General features: G+C 63.6%; 18 protein-coding genes. 15 read left to right on the top strand and 3 right to left on the bottom strand.

Annotated features, from left to right (window positions below; translation table 11 throughout):
* The first annotated feature begins 3 nt into the window (after positions 1 to 3).
* The 4 genes from cydB to ACSHWJ_RS03420 all read left to right on the top strand — a co-directional run bounded on the left by cydB (position 4) and on the right by ACSHWJ_RS03420 (position 2,328).
* Positions 4 to 1,140 carry a cytochrome d ubiquinol oxidase subunit II gene (gene cydB / locus ACSHWJ_RS03435; protein WP_017365130.1) on the top strand — a complete coding sequence of 379 codons (1,137 nt, stop codon included), beginning with the start codon at positions 4 to 6 and terminating at the stop codon, positions 1,138 to 1,140.
* A 31-nt stretch (positions 1,141 to 1,171) separates the two neighbouring features.
* A complete protein-coding gene (cydX, locus tag ACSHWJ_RS03430; protein WP_010960401.1) occupies positions 1,172 to 1,294 on the top strand; it encodes a cytochrome bd-I oxidase subunit CydX in 123 nt (40 codons plus the stop codon).
* 84 nt (positions 1,295 to 1,378) lie between these two features.
* Positions 1,379 to 1,654, top strand: a complete 276-nt coding sequence (locus tag ACSHWJ_RS03425) for a PepSY-like domain-containing protein (protein WP_036246676.1) — start codon at positions 1,379 to 1,381, stop codon at positions 1,652 to 1,654.
* Positions 1,655 to 1,746: 92 nt separating this feature from the next.
* Entirely contained in the window at positions 1,747 to 2,328 is a 582-nt protein-coding gene (locus tag ACSHWJ_RS03420) for an alpha-ketoglutarate-dependent dioxygenase AlkB family protein (RefSeq protein WP_017365128.1), read from the top strand.
* Between the two features lie 11 nt (positions 2,329 to 2,339).
* On the opposite strand, the gene ACSHWJ_RS03415 is transcribed toward ACSHWJ_RS03420, so the two are convergent.
* Together ACSHWJ_RS03415 and ACSHWJ_RS03410 are read right to left on the bottom strand one after the other, a co-directional pair.
* Positions 2,340 to 3,920: a glucan biosynthesis protein gene (locus ACSHWJ_RS03415; protein ID WP_010960404.1), complete on the bottom strand. Its 1,581-nt coding sequence runs from the start codon at positions 3,918 to 3,920 to the stop codon at positions 2,340 to 2,342.
* Positions 3,921 to 4,029: 109 nt separating this feature from the next.
* Positions 4,030 to 4,812, bottom strand: a complete 783-nt coding sequence (locus ACSHWJ_RS03410) for a sulfite exporter TauE/SafE family protein (protein WP_432539305.1) — start codon at positions 4,810 to 4,812, stop codon at positions 4,030 to 4,032.
* Positions 4,813 to 5,032: 220 nt separating this feature from the next.
* On the opposite strand from ACSHWJ_RS03410, the gene ACSHWJ_RS03405 reads away from it, so the two are divergent.
* Entirely contained in the window at positions 5,033 to 5,713 is a 681-nt protein-coding gene (locus ACSHWJ_RS03405) for a TVP38/TMEM64 family protein (protein ID WP_218797555.1), read from the top strand.
* Here ACSHWJ_RS03405 and hisC read toward each other — a convergent pair.
* A complete protein-coding gene (gene hisC / locus ACSHWJ_RS03400; RefSeq protein ID WP_010960407.1) occupies positions 5,710 to 6,783 on the bottom strand; it encodes a histidinol-phosphate transaminase in 1,074 nt (357 codons plus the stop codon). The genes ACSHWJ_RS03405 and hisC overlap by 4 nt on opposite strands.
* Positions 6,784 to 7,077: 294 nt before the next feature.
* Here hisC and gspE point away from each other — a divergent pair, with 294 nt between their 5' ends.
* From gspE to ACSHWJ_RS03350, 10 genes are all read left to right on the top strand, one after another.
* Complete coding sequence (gene gspE, locus ACSHWJ_RS03395; RefSeq protein ID WP_010960408.1) at positions 7,078 to 8,835, top strand: type II secretion system ATPase GspE; 1,758 nt, start codon at positions 7,078 to 7,080, stop codon at positions 8,833 to 8,835.
* Positions 8,836 to 8,887: 52 nt separating this feature from the next.
* The gene (locus ACSHWJ_RS03390) at positions 8,888 to 10,105 is read left to right on the top strand and encodes a type II secretion system F family protein (RefSeq protein ID WP_017365123.1); all 1,218 of its coding nucleotides are present in this window, start codon (positions 8,888 to 8,890) and stop codon (positions 10,103 to 10,105) included.
* A gap of 36 nt (positions 10,106 to 10,141) precedes the next feature.
* On the top strand, positions 10,142 to 10,573 hold the full coding sequence (gspG, locus tag ACSHWJ_RS03385) for a type II secretion system major pseudopilin GspG (protein ID WP_010960410.1): 432 nt from the start codon (positions 10,142 to 10,144) through the stop codon (positions 10,571 to 10,573).
* Positions 10,574 to 10,586: 13 nt separating this feature from the next.
* Positions 10,587 to 11,042, top strand: a complete 456-nt coding sequence (locus ACSHWJ_RS03380; protein ID WP_041360890.1) for a GspH/FimT family pseudopilin — start codon at positions 10,587 to 10,589, stop codon at positions 11,040 to 11,042.
* Positions 11,017 to 11,517, top strand: a complete 501-nt coding sequence (locus tag ACSHWJ_RS03375) for a type IV pilus modification PilV family protein (protein ID WP_041360893.1) — start codon at positions 11,017 to 11,019, stop codon at positions 11,515 to 11,517. Before ACSHWJ_RS03380 ends, ACSHWJ_RS03375 begins: the two co-directional genes overlap by 26 nt.
* A 2-nt stretch (positions 11,518 to 11,519) precedes the next feature.
* Complete coding sequence (locus tag ACSHWJ_RS03370) at positions 11,520 to 12,122, top strand: prepilin-type N-terminal cleavage/methylation domain-containing protein (RefSeq protein ID WP_010960413.1); 603 nt, start codon at positions 11,520 to 11,522, stop codon at positions 12,120 to 12,122.
* Positions 12,123 to 12,232: 110 nt separating this feature from the next.
* Positions 12,233 to 13,297 carry a general secretion pathway protein GspK gene (locus ACSHWJ_RS03365; RefSeq protein ID WP_432539304.1) on the top strand — a complete coding sequence of 355 codons (1,065 nt, stop codon included), beginning with the start codon at positions 12,233 to 12,235 and terminating at the stop codon, positions 13,295 to 13,297.
* Entirely contained in the window at positions 13,281 to 14,447 is a 1,167-nt protein-coding gene (locus ACSHWJ_RS03360; protein ID WP_228370289.1) for a PilN domain-containing protein, read from the top strand. The genes ACSHWJ_RS03365 and ACSHWJ_RS03360 overlap by 17 nt, the downstream gene beginning before the upstream one ends.
* Positions 14,398 to 15,009 (top strand): type II secretion system protein GspM, encoded by a 612-nt coding sequence (gene gspM, locus ACSHWJ_RS03355; protein WP_010960416.1) that lies wholly within the window; start codon positions 14,398 to 14,400, stop codon positions 15,007 to 15,009. Before ACSHWJ_RS03360 ends, gspM begins: the two co-directional genes overlap by 50 nt.
* Before the next feature lie 2 nt (positions 15,010 to 15,011).
* Complete coding sequence (locus tag ACSHWJ_RS03350; RefSeq protein WP_041360895.1) at positions 15,012 to 15,695, top strand: hypothetical protein; 684 nt, start codon at positions 15,012 to 15,014, stop codon at positions 15,693 to 15,695.
* Positions 15,696 to 15,717 lie beyond the last annotated feature (22 nt).

Here is a 15,717-nt window from a genome sequence, read left to right as displayed (position 1 = left end):
CCCATGTTCGACTATGAAACCATGCGGGTGATCTGGTGGGTGATCACGGGAGCGGTGGCGACGGGATTCGTCCTCACCGTCGGATTCGACTTCGGCATCGGCGCCTTGCTGCCCTTCATCGGGCGCAACGACGTCGAGCGGCGGGTGGTGATCAACACCATCGGCCCGACCTGGGACGGCAACCAAGTCTGGCTGATCCTGCTCGGCGGCGCCATTTTCGCCGTCTGGCCGGCGGTGTACGCGACGCTGTTCTCGGGGCTCTACATCGCGATGCTACTGGTACTGTACACCCTGTTTTTTCGGCCGGTCGGTTTCGATTACCGCAGCAAGCTGGAGTCTCCCCAGTGGCGCAACGCCTGGGACTGGGGACTGTTCATCGGGGGTGCGGTGCCGCCGGTCCTCATGGGGGTTCTGGTGGGCAACCTGCTGGTCGGCCTGCCGTTCCATCTCGATGGGAGTCTGCGCACGTTCTATGATGGCAGCTTTTGGGGTCTGCTGACGCCGTTTCCTCTGCTCTGCGGCGTGATCGGCCTTTTGGCCTGTGTGTTTCACGGCGCGGTTTATCTCGGCTGCCGGACCGAACGGCCGATCGAGCAGCGCGCCCGTCGCGTCGCCGCGATCGGCGGTGTGGTCCTGGTCCTGCTGATGGTCCTCGCCGCCGCCTGGGTGATTCTCGGCATTCCGCGCCCGGAAATCCTGACCATGGCCGGGCCCAATGCGCCGTCCAACCCGATGGCGAAAACAGTCGATTTTTCCGGAAGCTGGCTGGGTAATTTCCTGGCACATCCGCGCCTGTTCGTCGCTCCGGCGCTGGCCGTGCTCGGGGTGTCCGCAGCGGCAGCCCTCGCCGGCAGCGGCCGTTCCGCCGCGGCTTTCGCCGCCAGCGCCGTGGGCATGGGTGGCCTGCTCTGGACGGTAGGCTTCGGTCTGTTTCCTTTCATGCTGATCTCGACCACCGATCCCCGCAGCAGCCTGACGATCTGGGACGCCAGCGCGAGCCATCTGAATCTGCAATGGTCGCTGGCGATCACCTTGATGTTTCTTCCCATTGTACTGCTCTATACCCGATGGGCCTATCGGGTGATCTGGGGAAAGGTCACGGCGGCGGACATCGCCAAGGGCGACCATACGCTTTATTGACGGCTCGACACTACGATCGGGGAGGTGTGGGATGTGGTATTTCGCGTGGATACTCGGGGTGGGTTTCGCATGTGCATTCGGTGTCATCAATGCCATGTGGTTGGAATCGGTCTGTGACATCGACGACCCGGCGGCGGGCGGTGCGGAAAATTGACGGCGCAGCCGCATGGCCGGAACCTCGCGGGTGTCCGGCCGGTCGAACGGGTTCCAAAGAGAGGATTTTTCCGGGAGTCGCATCATGAAGCTCAAGATTGCAAATGTCCTTGTCTCCGCCAGTGTGCTGGCACTGTCGGCCGGCGTCACGGCCGGTGAAGACCTGACCGAACAGGAGGTGCCGAAAGCGGTGCTGAACGCCTTCAAAACGGTTTATCCGGCGGCGACGGACGTCGAGTACGAGAAGAAGGTGAAACACGGCGAGACGGTCTACGAAATCGAGTTCAAAGACAAAGGCGTGGAGCGTGAGATCGTGTACAGCGCAGACGGGAAGGTGTTGAAAGCCGAACTGGAGGATTAAGGACGACCGGCCTGGGCGCGGGCCGGGAGACGGCCCGGTCCCAGCCGCGGTTCCTGTTCGAAGACGGTCGAGAAGGCACTCTGTCCACCACTGTGCGGCTGATCGCCGAAGATGGCGAACTCGATCTGGCGGCGGGATTCCTCACGACGGATGAGCGGGCGGTCCTCGGCGCCCGCCTGCTCCGCGAACTGGCCTGGCAGAGCGAGGAGATCCTGCTGTTCGGACGGCATGTGGCGGTGCCGCGCCTCGTGTGCTGGTACGGCGACCCCGGCGCCACCTACCGATATTCCGGGGTGTCGCACCAACCCTCGCCCTGGCACGAGGTGCTGGCCGATTTGCGGACCCGCATCGAGGCGTTCAGCGGTCATGTGTTCAATGCCGTCCTTTGCAACCGCTACCGCAGCGGCCGGGATTCGATGGGCTGGCACGCCGACGACGAGCCCGAACTCGGCGAACGTCCGTTCATCGCCTCCCTGAGTCTGGGTGCGGAACGCCTGTTCCGGATTCGCCATCGCGGCACGGGGCGGACCCTGGATGTGCCGTTGCGGGATGGCGACCTGCTGCTGATGGGTGGAGAGCTGCAGTCCCATTGGAGGCATTGCGTGCCCAGGACCGCCAGGCCCTGCGGCGAACGCATCAACCTCACGTTCCGTCGCATCGTGCTGCGTTCCTGAAAGACGCCGGCTCAGAACGGGTGGTACTGGTATAGCCAGGTCTCGGACATCACCTCGTCTTTGTGGCGCAGATAGCAGCGGATTTCGACCGGATCCTGCCCCGTCACCGCCAGGTCGAAATGGGTACGCCAATGGCCCGGGACGTCGTCCGGCACGGCTTCGATCTCGATTCGCGACAATTCGCCCCGGGTCGCGGTAATCACGGGTTCCGGTTTCTCGCCGTAAGGAAGCTTCGCCAGCGGCTTGCCCAGGAATTCGACCATGAATTTGCGCACGCCCTTGGGGCGCGGTTTGCCGGGCTGGCCGCCGTTGCCGAGACGGGTTGCCACGCAGCGCGCCAGCGGGCTGGGGAATGCCTCGTCCGCCAGCCAATGGATGCGGTAGCGCAGGTCATAGGTCTTACCCGCCGTGGCGGGCTCCTTCGGCACCCACATTGCCACGATGTTGTCGTGGATTTCGTCGTCGGTGGGGATTTCAGTGAGCTGCACCGCACCCTCGCCCCAGTCACCGAGCGGTTCCACCCAGGCCGAGGGACGCAAGTGGTAGCGCACGCCGTCCTGGTAGTGGTCGAGCACCCGGTCGCGCTGGCTGAGCCCAAAGCCTTTCGGTGACTTGTCGGCAAAGCTCGATACCATGATGTGCGACGGATTGTTGATCGGCCGCCAGATGTGTTCACCGACGCCGGTCCACAGCGCCAGTCCGTCGGAGTCGTGCACTTCCGGCCGCCAGTCCACGCCGGTGGGTTTGGCGGTTTCGGAGAACCAGTACATGGACGTCAGCGGCGCGATCCCCAGACGTTCGATGTCCTTGCGCAGGAACAGCGCAGCCTCGATCTCCATGACCACGCCCCGGGTCCGCCGCAGCAAGAAGCGATAGGCGCCGGTCAGGCTGGGGCCATCGAGCAGGGCGTAAACGGTCACCGGATCGTCGGTTTTCGCGGCGGGTTCGAACCAGAAGGAAACGAAATCCGGAAATTCTTCCGGGTTGGAAGTGCCGGGATTCAGCGCGATGCCGCGTGCCGACAGGCCGACCTGGCCCAGTTCGCCGATAGCGCGAAAGTACGAGGCTCCCAGGAAAGTGACCCAGGGTTCCCGCGTCTTCCAGTCGGAACCCTTGCGGCTCTCGTGTACCCAGAACCCGGCGAAGGCCGAAGGGCTGGCCGGAAGACCCTTGGCCACGTGATCCGGTCCCATGGTGAAGAGACGGGGATCGTACAGGATTTCCCGCGCCGTGCCTTTCTCGACGACGTTCATGATCACCGTTTTGGGGAAGAACATGCCCACGTGCTGGAAGGAAATCGGGTAGCTGCCGCCGCTTTCGGCCCAGAGCGCGGCCTCCTTGCGGTACTGCAGTTTGCCGTGGGCGTCGTAGTCGATCTGCTTGACGATCGCTGGATCGGGTTGGGGCGGCGGGGCGTATTCCCGGCCGGCCCGTTCGCGCGCCAACGTCTTGAGCGTCTCGAACGAGAAGGGGGAGGGGGGGCCGAATTTCAGTCCGATTCCGGGTTCGGCATTAACCATGCCGGCTTTGAACAGTGAAAGCGCATTCACTGCGACGGCGAGTTGGAGGAAATGGCGGCGGCTCAGACTCATGGGATCGAATCGTCCTGCAGGGTCGTTGTTGAGGAGAGCGGCGAGGCGTCGAGGCCCCCCGCCGGAGCGGCGCATATTCTAAGGCCGCGCTGGCGGTACTCAAGGGGGGTCAGAGCACGAACTTGCAGCCGATCAGCAGGAGGAGCGAGGCGAGCGCGGGGCGCAGCAGCCATTCCGGAATCTTGGCACTCAGCTGGCTGCCCAGGTAGATGCCGGGGAGCGAGCCCAGCAGGAGGCTGCCGAGGAGGGTGAAATCCACATTGCCCATGTGCAGGTGGCCCAAGCCGGCGACGGCGGTCAGCGGGATCGCGTGCGCCAGGTCGGTTCCCACGACGCGCACCGTCGCCAGGCGCGGGTACAGGAACAGCAGTGCGACGGTGCCCAGGGCACCGGCGCCGACCGAGGAGAGGGTGACCAGCACCCCCAGAATGACGCCGACCAGCACCGTTAGTGCTCCCTGCCAGCGTCCGAAACGCTCGGTATGGGTCAGGCGCCGAATCGCTGATTTCCGCGACAGCCGTTTGCGCAGGAGCAAGGACAGACCGGTGAAGATCAGGGCGATGCCCAGTGTGGTGGTGATGATCGCGGTCACTGCCTCGTCTTTCTTGAATACGGTCTCCAGCAGATAGACGACGGCCAAAGCCGCGGGAATGCTGCCCAACGCCAGTTGCAACACGATTTTCCATTCCACCGATCGGTGGGAACGGTGATGGACGAGGACGCCGCTGCCTTTGGTGATCGCTGCAAACAGCAGATCCGTTCCCACCGCCGTTTTGGGGGCGAACCCGAACATGAACACCAGCAGCGGTGTCATCAGTGAGCCGCCGCCGACGCCGGTCAGACCGACCAAGAACCCCACCAACAGTCCAGACATCGCGTATGCAGTAGTCATGACCTTTCCCAATGAAAAGCCGGCAGTCTATAGGATGAGCCATATATTGATCAGGAATTTTTTAATATATATTTATAAATATACGGAATAAATCGGGCGGATCTGTCGAGCAATACCCGGCGGGGATACGGAAGGGGGGCGGATGATCGGGGGAGGCCGGGACTATCTTTTCAGCCGGTTTTCCTGGAAACTAGCCGTCGGTGAACAAACACTTGGCTAGATGGATAAAGCAACACGTCCGTCCGTACCGCTTCGGATCGCAGGCATCACCGTGCTGGCGCTGGCTGGAGCGGTGCCCCTACTTCTCGCGGCACCGCTCGACGTCTGGCTTGCCTATCTCAGGGGCGCGCGCGCCGGGTTCGAGGACATCGGACTCTGGGCGCCATTCGTGTTTATCGTGGTTTCCGCGCTGCTGACGGCCATCGGCTTCCCGCGCCTGATTTTCTGCGTTTTGGGGGGGCTGCTGTTCGGTGCGGTTTGGGGCGCGCTGTGGAGTGAACTAGGCACCGTGCTCGGGGCCTACTGCACATTCCTGTTTGCGCGCTGGTCGGCCCGTGAACTCGTGCTGCGGCGCTATCCCAAACTGCAATCCCTTGCCGCCCGCGTGCAAGGCCGGAAAGGTTGGTGGTCGGTCGTTCTGATCCGGCAGATTCCGGTCGCAGGGCTCTACAACGACATTCTGCTGGGCATCAGCGCGATCGGCCATCGCGACTTCTGGATCGGCACCGGCCTGGGTTTTCTTCCCCAGGGCATCGCAGCGACCCTTGTCGGCGCCGGGATGGTGCAGACGGATTTCGTCGCGCTCGGTCGTTATCTTGCCGTCGCGGCAGCCGTCCTCCTGGTCTTGACGCTGGCCTGGAACCGCCTCGTCGCCCAGGCCGGCAAGCAGCACGCCGCCTAGGCGGCCGCCTGTCCCGCCACCAGTTCGCTCAAAGCGTCGAGGAGAATCTGGCACTCCCCTTCCGTTCCCACGGTGATGCGGAGGAACTGGTCGATCCTCGGCAGCTTGAAGTGGCGGACGATGATGTGCCTGTCCCGCAGCGCGGCCGCCAGCTCTGCGCCATCGTGCCTGGGATGGCGGACGAATACGAAATTGGCGGCCGACGGCAGCACTTCGAAGCCCAACTCGGCGAGTCCCCGGCTAAGCCATTGCCGGGTCCACATGATGGCCTGCCGGGACCATTCGAAGTGGTCACGGTCGTCGAAGGCCGCGACTCCCCCCACGATCGCCAGGCGGTCGAGCGGATAGGAATTGAAGCTGCCCTTGACTCGCTCCAGCGCCTCGATCAGTCCCGGCTCGCCGAGTGCGAAGCCGACGCGCAGACCAGCCAGCGATCTCGATTTAGACAGCGTCTGGATCACGAGCAGATGGGGGAATCGGTTGACCAGCGCCGCTGCCGATTCACCGCCGAAGTCGATATAGGCCTCGTCCACGATCACGACCGAGTCGCGGTTCTTCGACAGCAGCGTTTCGATGTCCGCGAGCGGCAACAGCCGGCCCGTCGGCGCGTTGGGATTGGGAAAGACGACGCCGCCGTTGGGCCGCAGGTAATCTTCGATCCGGATCTCGAAACTTTCGGTCAGGGGTACGGTCTCGTGAGCGATGTCGTACAGCCCGCAATAGACGGGGTAAAAACTGTAGGTGATGTCAGGGAACAGGATGGGCCGAGTCTGTTTCAGCAAGGCCTGAAACGCATGCGCCAGGACTTCGTCCGAGCCATTCCCGACGAACACCTGGTTCGCACCGACGCCGTGATAGCGCGCGATGGCCTGTTTGAGCAGTTCGGCGTTCGGGTCTGGATAGAGCCGCAGGGATGCACCGAGTTCGCCGCGGATCGCGGCCAACACTTTGGGCGAGGGCGGGTACGGATTCTCGTTGGTGTTCAGCTTGACGAGATTGTCCAGCTTGGGCTGTTCGCCGGGTACGTAGGGTTTCAGATCCCGGACCAGCGCACTCCAATAGGGATTCATAAACTTCTCGGAACGTAGCGGAAGCACAAAAGATAGCTGACGGGAGCCGCGCGGTCTATGTCGGCACGACGGGTTACGACGTCATGTGCTGGATTTCCCGGGCAACGACCGCCGTGGCTTGACATGGGGCGTGCGCTCGTGGAAAGGTAGTCCATTCGAGCAGGAAAACCGGAACGGCACGCAAGGATGCGCACGGCAGGCCATCGTCAAGAATCATCTCGTGATCTGTAGCATAATCCTTCGCCGCGCCGGACCCTGGCAGCGAGCATTGACCTTCCTCCACGACCTCCACCAATGACCCAGGCAGTATCGAGAAAGACCGAGGCGGAACCGCTCGTGCCCGCCGAGTTGTTGCAGGATCCTGACGGCTATGGCCGATTCGCCGATGCCCTGCTTCGGCGCGGCAAGGTCCGCGAAATGGATCTGGCAAGGGCGAAGCGCCTCGCGGCACAGGCGGACGAGCTGCGCCTCCCCGCCTTGCTGGTCAAGCTGGGCGTGGTCTCGGAGCGTGACGTGGCCGAGACCCTGGCCGAAGCCAGCGGTCTTCCCCTGATCGGTCCCACCGATTATCCCGACGTGTCGCCCTTGCCGGAAGGCATCGCGTCCCGGTTTCTCAAGGATCGTCATGCCGTCGGCATCGCGGCCAGGGCCGACGGTTTCGTCGTGGCGGTGGAGGATCCGTTCGATGCCGAGCTGATCCATGCGCTCGGGCTGGCCTGTGGTCAGCCGGTCCATCCGGTGGTCGGTCTGGCCTCGGAGATCGACCGGGCGCTGGAGCAGCAGATCGGCTCGGGCCGTTCGGTGATGGGCCAAATCGTCGAAAACCTGGGCGGCGACGAGGACGCCGACGAGGCCGACGTCGAACACCTGAAGGATCTCGCCAGCGAAGCGCCGGTGATCCGCATGGTGAACCTCATCATGCAGCGCGCGGTGGAATCGCGCGCCTCGGACATCCATGTCGAGCCCTTCGAGCAGACGCTCAAGGTACGGTTCCGCATCGACGGCGTGTTGCGCGATGTGGAAGCGCCGCCGGTACGCTCCACCGCGGCGGTGATTTCGCGCATCAAGATCATGGCCAAGCTCAACATCGCCGAGCGGCGCCTGCCGCAGGACGGCCGGATCAAGCTGCAGGTGCAGGGGAAGGAGCTGGATCTGCGCGTTTCCACCGTGCCCACGATGTACGGTGAGAGCGTCGTGATCCGGCTTCTGCACAAAGAGAGCATCACCTTCGATTTCGGCACGCTGGGATTCGATGGTTCGGTGTTGCGGCGTTTCCTCGAGATCCTCGAGCTACCCCACGGTATCATCCTGATCACGGGACCCACCGGCAGCGGCAAAAGCACCACGCTGTATACCGCCCTGCACAAGATCAACACGCCTTCGCGCAAGATCATCACGGTCGAGGACCCGGTGGAATACCAGCTGGAAGGCGTCAACCAGATCCAGGTCAAGCCCCAGATCGGTCTGAATTTCGCGAGCGCGCTGCGCTCCATCATGCGTCAGGACCCGGATGTGATCATGATCGGTGAGATGCGCGATCTGGAGACGGCCCGTATCGCCGTGCAATCGGCGCTGACCGGCCACCTGGTACTGTCCACGCTGCACACCAATGACGCCGCCGGCGGCGTGACCCGTCTTTTGGACATGGGGCTCGAGGACTATCTCATCACCTCGACCGTGAATGGTATTCTCGGCCAGCGTCTGGTGCGGCGGCTGTGTCAGAGTTGCCGCGAACCACATCCGGCGCTGGAGGAGGTCGCGGAAGAAATGGGGCTGCGGCGGTTCCAGCGTGACGGCGAGGTGGTGCTGTACCGGCCGGTCGGCTGCGAACAATGCGGCGGCACCGGTTTTCGTGGACGGCTCGCGATCCTCGAGTTCCTGGTCATGTCCGACGAGGTGCGGCGGTTGGTGATGAGTCACGCCCAGGCGCGGCAGATCGAGGAGGTCGCCCTACGCGAAGGCATGCATACCATGTATGACGATGGTGTCCGCAAGGCTTTGATGGGGCTGACCACCGTCGAAGAGGTCCTGCGCGTCACCTCGGATTCCTGAAGGCGGCGATGAAGCCGCCGTTCCCCTGTGCTTTGAGGCCGAGGTAACTTTCGTGCCGCTCTATTTTTACAAGGCCGTGAACCGCGACGGCGAATCAGTGGAATCGGAGCGGGAAGCGCCCGATGAGATGAGCCTGGTCCTGGCACTCCAGGGTGAGGGGCTGATCCCGATCCGGGTGGCGCCCGCCGGCGCGCGCCCGTTTGCCTGGCTCAGCCTGTCGCGGCGCCGCAACAGGATTTCGCAGAAACAGATCGGCATCTTCACCCGGGAGTTGCTGACGCTGCTGCAGGCCGGGCTGCCCCTGGACCGGGCGCTATTCGTGCTGGAAGACCTGACCCGGGAGGATGTGGCGCTCAATGGCATGATCGGGCGCGTCATCGAACTGGTGAAGGGCGGTTCTCAGCTCTCGGCGGCCCTGGAACGGCAGGAGGGCGTGTTCTCGCGTTTCTACCTGAACCTGATCCGCGCCGGCGAGGCGGGCGGGGCGCTGGAGGACGTGCTGGAGCGCTTGTCGGATTATCTCGAACGCTCCAAGGAACTGCGGGACACCGTTTCGACCGCGATGATCTACCCGGCGATCCTGCTGACCATGTCCGTCGGCTCCTTGCTGCTGCTGCTCACCTTCGTGGTGCCCCAGTTCGAGGAGATGTTCGAAACCGCGGGCAAGGAGCTGCCGGTGCCGACCCAGATCGTGGTCGGCATCGCCGAACTGCTCAAAAATTACTGGTGGGCGCTCTTCGGTGTAGTGCTGGTGCTGGTGGCGTGGGGGCGCTACGAACTCGCCGAGCCCTCGCGCCGGCTGGTGTGGGATCGGCGTTTCCTCGGCTGGCCGTTGTTCGGCGATCTGGTGCGGAAGGTCGAGGTGGCCAATTTTGCCCGGACGCTGGCAACCCTGCTCGGAAACGGCGTGCCTCTCCTGGGCGGTCTTTCGATCGTCAAGGAGACGCTGGGAAACCGGGCCGTGGCCGAGCGGGTCGATATTGCCATGGACAATCTGAAGGAAGGGGGCGCCCTTTCCGGTCCCCTGACCGATGCCGGCGTTTTTCCCACGCTGGCGCTGCAGATGATCAAGCTCGGCGAGGAGTCCGGGCATCTGACCGAGATGCTGGAACGGGTCGCGGTCACTTACGACAAGGAGATCAAGATCACGGTCCAGCGCATTCTCGCACTGCTGGAGCCGGCGCTGATCGTGGGGCTCGGCATCATGATCGGCGGCATCATCGTCTCCATACTGATGGCGATCGTCAGCGTCAACGATCTGGCCTTCTGATTCCCTCAACCCTTTTTCCCTGATCGAGGTTTTTCCATGAAGCATCGACGTTTCGTCCGTAGTCGCAGCGGTTTCACCCTGATCGAGCTGCTGGTCGTGCTGGCCATCATCGGGCTGCTCGCCGGACTGATCGGTCCCCAGGTCATGAAACATCTGGGCGAGTCCAAGTCCAAGACCGCCCGTCTCCAGATCGAAGAACTGGCTTCGTCGCTGGACATGTACAAGCTGGACGTGGGCCGTTATCCCACCACCGATGAAGGGCTGAACGCCCTGATCGAACAGCCCAGCACGGCGCGGGTCTGGAATGGCCCTTACCTGCGCAAGAAGAAGGTTCCGCTGGATCCCTGGAACAACCCGTTCCATTACGTCTCGCCGGGACAGCACGGTAAGTACGACCTCTGGTCGCTCGGCCAGGACAACGCCGAGGGCGGCGAAGGCGAGGATGCCGATATCCTCGGCTGGGAATAGGGTGCACGGGGGGATGCGGCGTCGTGGCTTCACCCTGCTGGAGATGCTGCTGGCGCTGTGCATCGGCGCAATCCTCATGGCGGTCGCGGTCCCCAATGTCATGCCTGCCATCGAAGCCGCCCAGCTCGGTTCAGCCGCCCGGGACGTGGCTTCCGGGCTGAGGTTCGCCCGCGGCCAGGCCCTGAGCCGGCGCCAGGAGGTGCGGTTCACGCTCGATGTGCCGGGACACCGTTACCGGGTCAGTACCCGCCCCAAGGTATTCGGCCTCCCTGCCGGGGTGGGGCTCAGGCTGTTCACCGCGGCCGGCGAGGTCGAGGGCGAAGGGGTCGGCAGCATCGTCTTTTTTCCGGACGGATCTTCGACCGGGGGGCGGGTGACCCTGGAGGCCGCCGGCCGGAAACGGCTGATCGATGTCAACTGGCTCACTGGCAGGATTTCATCCAGTGCGGAAGAAGCGGACGATTCCTGAAGCCAAGGCGCAGTCCGGCTTCTCGCTGTTGGAGATGCTGGTGGCGTTTTCCATCATGGCCATCGCTTTGGGCGTGCTGCTGCGGGTGTTCGGCGGTGCGACTCGTTCGGCCCGGATAGCCGAGGAGTATTCCCGCGCCGTGATTGCCGCGGAGTCGGTGCTCGATGACGTCGGCGTGGAAACGCCGCTGGCGCCCGGCGTGACCGAAGGCCGTTTCGGCGATGAATTCCGCTGGATTCTGCGGATCGCCCCCGTGCCCATCCCGGCACTCGAGCAGCAGGTAAGGCCCGACAACGCGCCTCTGGCGGGATCGCCGCTGGCCGGTCTCAAACTGTTCGCCGTGGACGCCAGCGTCGTATGGGGAGAGGGCGAGGAGCCGCGGGAGATCACCCTGAGCACCCTGCGGCTGTTCAACGAGAACCCTTCCGGCGTCCCCGGCCGCCTGCCGGGCGGTCCTTTCGGACCGCGCATGTAACCATGGCCTCCCGTGGTTTTACCCTGATCGAGGTGCTGATCGCGACCAGCCTGCTGGCGGTAATGTCGCTGATCCTCACTGCAAGTCTGCGCATGGCGGCCGCTTCATGGGAAAAGGGCGAGGTGTCGGTGGAGCGCGCCAGCCGCGCCCTGGTGGTGCAGGAGTTTCTTCGCGCCCGGTTGGCGACGGCTTTGCCGATCCGTGAGCCCGGCGAGATGAACCGGATGGTCCTGGCGTTTCGCGGCACTTCGCAGACCCTGAGTTTCGTGTCCACCCTGCCGGCTTACGTGCGGGGCGGTCTCCACCGGTTCCGGCTGTATCTGGCGCAGCGGGAAGACGGGACGGACCTGCGGGTTGCCGTCCTGCCCTTGACCAACAATCCCCAGGATCCGGTCGCTCCCATCGACGACGTGCTCGTCCTGGAAGGAGTGACGCAGTTCCGTTTGTCCTATCTGGGGCAGAACGAACGCAACGGTGAACTGGTCTGGGTCGAGGAATGGAATGAGCCGGTCATGCCGCGGATGGTCCGCTTCGTGATCCAGCCGGAAGGCGAGGACCCGTGGCCGCCGTTGCTGGTCGCGCCCCGCCTCGAGGTGGCGCGGTGAGTACCGCCGGGATACCAATCCGCTACCCTACGAACACACTCCTGATACAAAACCATGGTTAACTCTTGTCCGTGGCTGAAGGTTCCCAGCCACATGAAGGTAGCTTGTTCATGCGTCTTCATCTCTCTCCCTTGACGGAGTGGCCGGCTCCCCCCTTCATGCACCCTCTTGCCGCCGGCCACTTCGCTTTTTCCCTCGCTCCAGGAAATGAAGCCGGCTGCCCGCCGGAGGGGGCGGTGACCGTCCGCGGCCAGAAGGGCATGGCGCTCGTCTTGGTTCTGTGGATGCTGACGCTCCTGATGATCATGGCTGGAAGTTTCTCCCTCACCTTACGCCGCGAATCGGAACTGGTCAGCAGTGTCCGTGGGACGGCCCAAGCGCGCGCCCTGGCCGAAGGCGGCCTCTACTATGCCATGCCCATGCTGGTCGAAAGAGATCCCGCCAAGCGCTGGAGGACCGACGGAACCCCTTATTCGGTCTCGCTGGGCACCGGACGCCTGACGATCCGCGTGCTGGACGAGGAGGGAAAGCTGGACATGAACGCCGCGTCGGACGCCGCGCTGCGGGAGCTGTTCCTGCGGGTCACGGGTGACGAAGATCTGGCTCAGCGCCTGTCGGATGCCATCGTCGACTGGCGCGATCCTGACGATCTCAAACGGCCCAGGGGAGCCGAGCGCGGCGACTATGAAGCGGTGGGAAGAGTGGGTCCGCGCAACCGCCCATTCCAGGTGACCGACGAACTGATGGAGGTGCTCGGTCTGACGCCCGCGGTCTATCAGCGTGTCGAGCCGCTGATCACGGTATACACGGGGCGCGACGGCATCAATCCGGCCAAGGCCGGACCGGAGATGCTGCGCATCGTGTTCAAGGGTGACGAAGCCGCAGTCAGCGAGTATCTTGCGCAGCGTTCCGTCGCGATCGGGAGCGCTCCTCCGCCGATCCCAGCCAATCGCGCCAACAGTCCGATCAAGCTGACGACTGGAGGCGATACGGCCTACGGCGTTTGGGTCGAGGCGGAGCTTCCCGAGGGTGACCGGGCCGCCGTGGAGGCGGTGCTGAAACGCCAGCAGAATATCCAGAATTTGCCGTTTTCCATATTAAATTGGAAAATTCCCCGTTTACATGCGTCTTCCGGCGGTTCTTCCCCCTGGCCGGGGAATGCTGCCGGCTCTTAGCGACGGGCAGGGACACCGACTTTTCAGCACGATGGTGGATTTCAGCAAACCGATAGAACTGGATGTCCAGGCTTTCCTGCGATGGTGGGCGGGGGAGCTGGCCTTTCTGGTTCCGGATCACTTCCGGCGCCTGTTGGGGGGGCGGGCCTCCTGGATCTTCTTGACCTGGCGGGGGGAAACGCTTGATGCGGTTCACCGCACCGCCAACGGGGCGCGTCCGCTCGGCTCGTTCACACTGGACGACGTCGGCCGTGAGGCCTGGCGCCGGCTGCTGGAAGCGGAGCCCGAACTGGCCGAAAGCCGGACGGTCCTCCGGCTTCTGCCCGATCAATGCATGACGCGCGTGGTCAAACTGCCGCTGGCGACGGAAGAAAACCTGCTGCAGGTCATCGCCTTCGAACTCGATCGTCTTACGCCGTTCAAGCCCGACCAGGTGTATTTCGGGGCACGGCTGATCGAACGGCTCAAGGCGGCGGGACAGATACGGGTGAGTCTCGCCGTGGTGCCGCGGGAAAAGCTGGATCTGATGCTCGAATCCATGATCGCAGCCGGCTGGCGGCCGGATTACGTGGACGTGAGCGAGGACCCCTTCAAGCGCTCCCACCAGTTGCTGCCCGAGCGGTTCAGGGTAAAAAAAAGCCGCTGGAACCGCTGGCTCAACATTGGCTTGGGTGGGCTGGCAGTGGGGCTGATCCTGGCGCTCCTGATCGTGCCGGTCTGGAAAAAGAGCCAGTGGGTCGAGCAACTCGAGGTCGAGGTGCGCAAAGCGGGCAAGGTGGCCAAGGAAGTGGAGGCGCTGCGGCAGGAGGCCGAGCAGATGGTGCACGAGATGGGATATCTGGCACAGAAGAAGCGCAAGGACCCGATCGTACTGGACGTGCTCAATGAACTGAGCAAAGTCATGCCGGACGATACCTGGCTTAATGGCCTTCAGTACAAGGAGGGGCATCTCGTCGTCCAGGGACAGTCGCCGTCGGCGTCCAGTCTGATCGCCCGGATGGAGACTTCGGAGGAGTTCAAGAACACCAGTTTCGTGTCGCCGGTCACCAAGGACGTCTCGAATGGTCTGGAGCGGTTCCAGATTGCATCGGATGCGGTCAATGGGAGGTCTTCTGAAGCGTCTGCTCAATCTGAAAATCCAGGTCAGTAAGTCCAGGGCCGCGGCCCTGGCTTTGCTGGCGCTGACTGTCCTGGCCCTGTACGGGTTGATCATGGCGCCACTGTGGGCCTTGTCCTCCGGCTACGACGAGTCGATCGAGAGTCTGCTGTTCCGGCTGAAGCGTTTCCAGACGGTGGCGGCCGAAAGATCGTACTGGGAGGGACGCCTGCAGGAAATCCGCAACGAGGGCGAGCAGGCGAAGAACCTGTTTTCCCAGGCCACGCCCGCCCTGGCGGCGGCGGACCTGCAGTCGCGCATCAAGGATACCGTGACCTCCGCAGGGGGCGAGCTGATCAGCACCCAGGTGATCCCCGAGCGCAAGGAAGACCAGTTCACCCGCATTGCGGTGAAAGTCCGTCTGAACGGCAGCACCGAAGTGCTGCGGCAAGTGCTTTACGAGATCGAGTCGGAGCAGCCGGTGCTGTTCGTGGAAAACCTCAACCTCCGCCCGATCCGTGTTCCGCCCCGGCCCGGCCAGAAGCAGGCGGCCATGCCGGACAAGCTGAGCATCGATTTCGATGCGGTCGGGTACATGTCGCAGAAAGCGCCCTGAACATGAAATGGGACATCGGAAAGCTCAGTGCCGAGCTGAGGCTGTCGCTGCTGCTCGCCTCGGTCTGTGCGGGGCTGGGACTGTTGCTGGGGGTGGAGTGGTACAGCGTGGACCGCATGCACCGTATTCCCGAGGCTCCAAAGGCCGTGGACAAAGCCGCGGTGGACGAACCGGAGCTCGCTCCTTTCGAATTCCCGGACCTCGGCGAATTCGAAGAGCTGGTCGAGCGCCCGCTGTTCGTGGAGGGACGCCGGCCGCCGCCGGAAGTGGTGGAAGAGCCGCCGCCGCCGGTCAGCCGGACGCCGCTCGACCTCAAGCTGATGGGGATGATCTTTTCCCCGACCGGAAAAACCGCCCTGCTGGTCGATCCCAAGGGCAAGTACAAGCGTGTCAAGGAAGGCGGCGTCGTCAGTGGCTGGGTTCTCAAGGAGCTGAAGACCGATCGCGTCATCATGCAGCAGGATGGGGAGATCAAGGAACTCCCGCTCCTGAAGGTCAAGCCGAAACTTGCAGCCGGCGGAGCGCCGCAGCCGCCCCAGGAGGCCAAGCCCGGCAAGAAGCCCCCGGCCGGCAACCAGTCCCCGGATGCCGAGACACTGGAAGAGGAGGAGGGCGAAATGGGCGAGCCCGACGAGGATACCGAAAGCGACGGTGCCGAAGACACAGAGGATCAAAGCGATGAGTAAGCCGTTCAACGAGTTGCAAGCG

The organism is Methylococcus sp. S1M (assembly GCF_051295855.1).
GTDB classification, from domain to species: domain Bacteria; phylum Pseudomonadota; class Gammaproteobacteria; order Methylococcales; family Methylococcaceae; genus Methylococcus; species Methylococcus capsulatus.
The sequence above is the reverse complement of the archived record's forward strand: the minus strand, read 5'-3'. Positions and strand labels throughout refer to the sequence as shown.

Excerpts from the sequence above, each read along its gene's own strand:
- ACSHWJ_RS03350 (WP_041360895.1), top strand. The coding sequence starts at position 15,012 with ATGAAATGGGACATCGGAAAGCTCAGTGCCGAGCTGAGGCTGTCGCTG.
- ACSHWJ_RS03370 (WP_010960413.1), top strand. The coding sequence starts at position 11,520 with ATGGCCTCCCGTGGTTTTACCCTGATCGAGGTGCTGATCGCGACCAGC.
- ACSHWJ_RS03410 (WP_432539305.1), bottom strand. The coding sequence starts at position 4,812 with ATGACTACTGCATACGCGATGTCTGGACTGTTGGTGGGGTTCTTGGTC.
- hisC (WP_010960407.1), bottom strand. The coding sequence starts at position 6,783 with ATGAATCCCTATTGGAGTGCGCTGGTCCGGGATCTGAAACCCTACGTA.
- ACSHWJ_RS03405 (WP_218797555.1), top strand. The coding sequence starts at position 5,033 with ATGGATAAAGCAACACGTCCGTCCGTACCGCTTCGGATCGCAGGCATC.
- cydX (WP_010960401.1), top strand. The coding sequence starts at position 1,172 with ATGTGGTATTTCGCGTGGATACTCGGGGTGGGTTTCGCATGTGCATTC.
- gspE (WP_010960408.1), top strand. The coding sequence starts at position 7,078 with ATGACCCAGGCAGTATCGAGAAAGACCGAGGCGGAACCGCTCGTGCCC.
- ACSHWJ_RS03360 (WP_228370289.1), top strand. The coding sequence starts at position 13,281 with ATGCTGCCGGCTCTTAGCGACGGGCAGGGACACCGACTTTTCAGCACG.
- ACSHWJ_RS03380 (WP_041360890.1), top strand. The coding sequence starts at position 10,587 with ATGCGGCGTCGTGGCTTCACCCTGCTGGAGATGCTGCTGGCGCTGTGC.
- cydB (WP_017365130.1), top strand. The coding sequence starts at position 4 with ATGTTCGACTATGAAACCATGCGGGTGATCTGGTGGGTGATCACGGGA.
- gspM (WP_010960416.1), top strand. The coding sequence starts at position 14,398 with ATGGGAGGTCTTCTGAAGCGTCTGCTCAATCTGAAAATCCAGGTCAGT.
- ACSHWJ_RS03365 (WP_432539304.1), top strand. The coding sequence starts at position 12,233 with ATGCGTCTTCATCTCTCTCCCTTGACGGAGTGGCCGGCTCCCCCCTTC.
- gspG (WP_010960410.1), top strand. The coding sequence starts at position 10,142 with ATGAAGCATCGACGTTTCGTCCGTAGTCGCAGCGGTTTCACCCTGATC.
- ACSHWJ_RS03415 (WP_010960404.1), bottom strand. The coding sequence starts at position 3,920 with ATGAGTCTGAGCCGCCGCCATTTCCTCCAACTCGCCGTCGCAGTGAAT.
- ACSHWJ_RS03425 (WP_036246676.1), top strand. The coding sequence starts at position 1,379 with ATGAAGCTCAAGATTGCAAATGTCCTTGTCTCCGCCAGTGTGCTGGCA.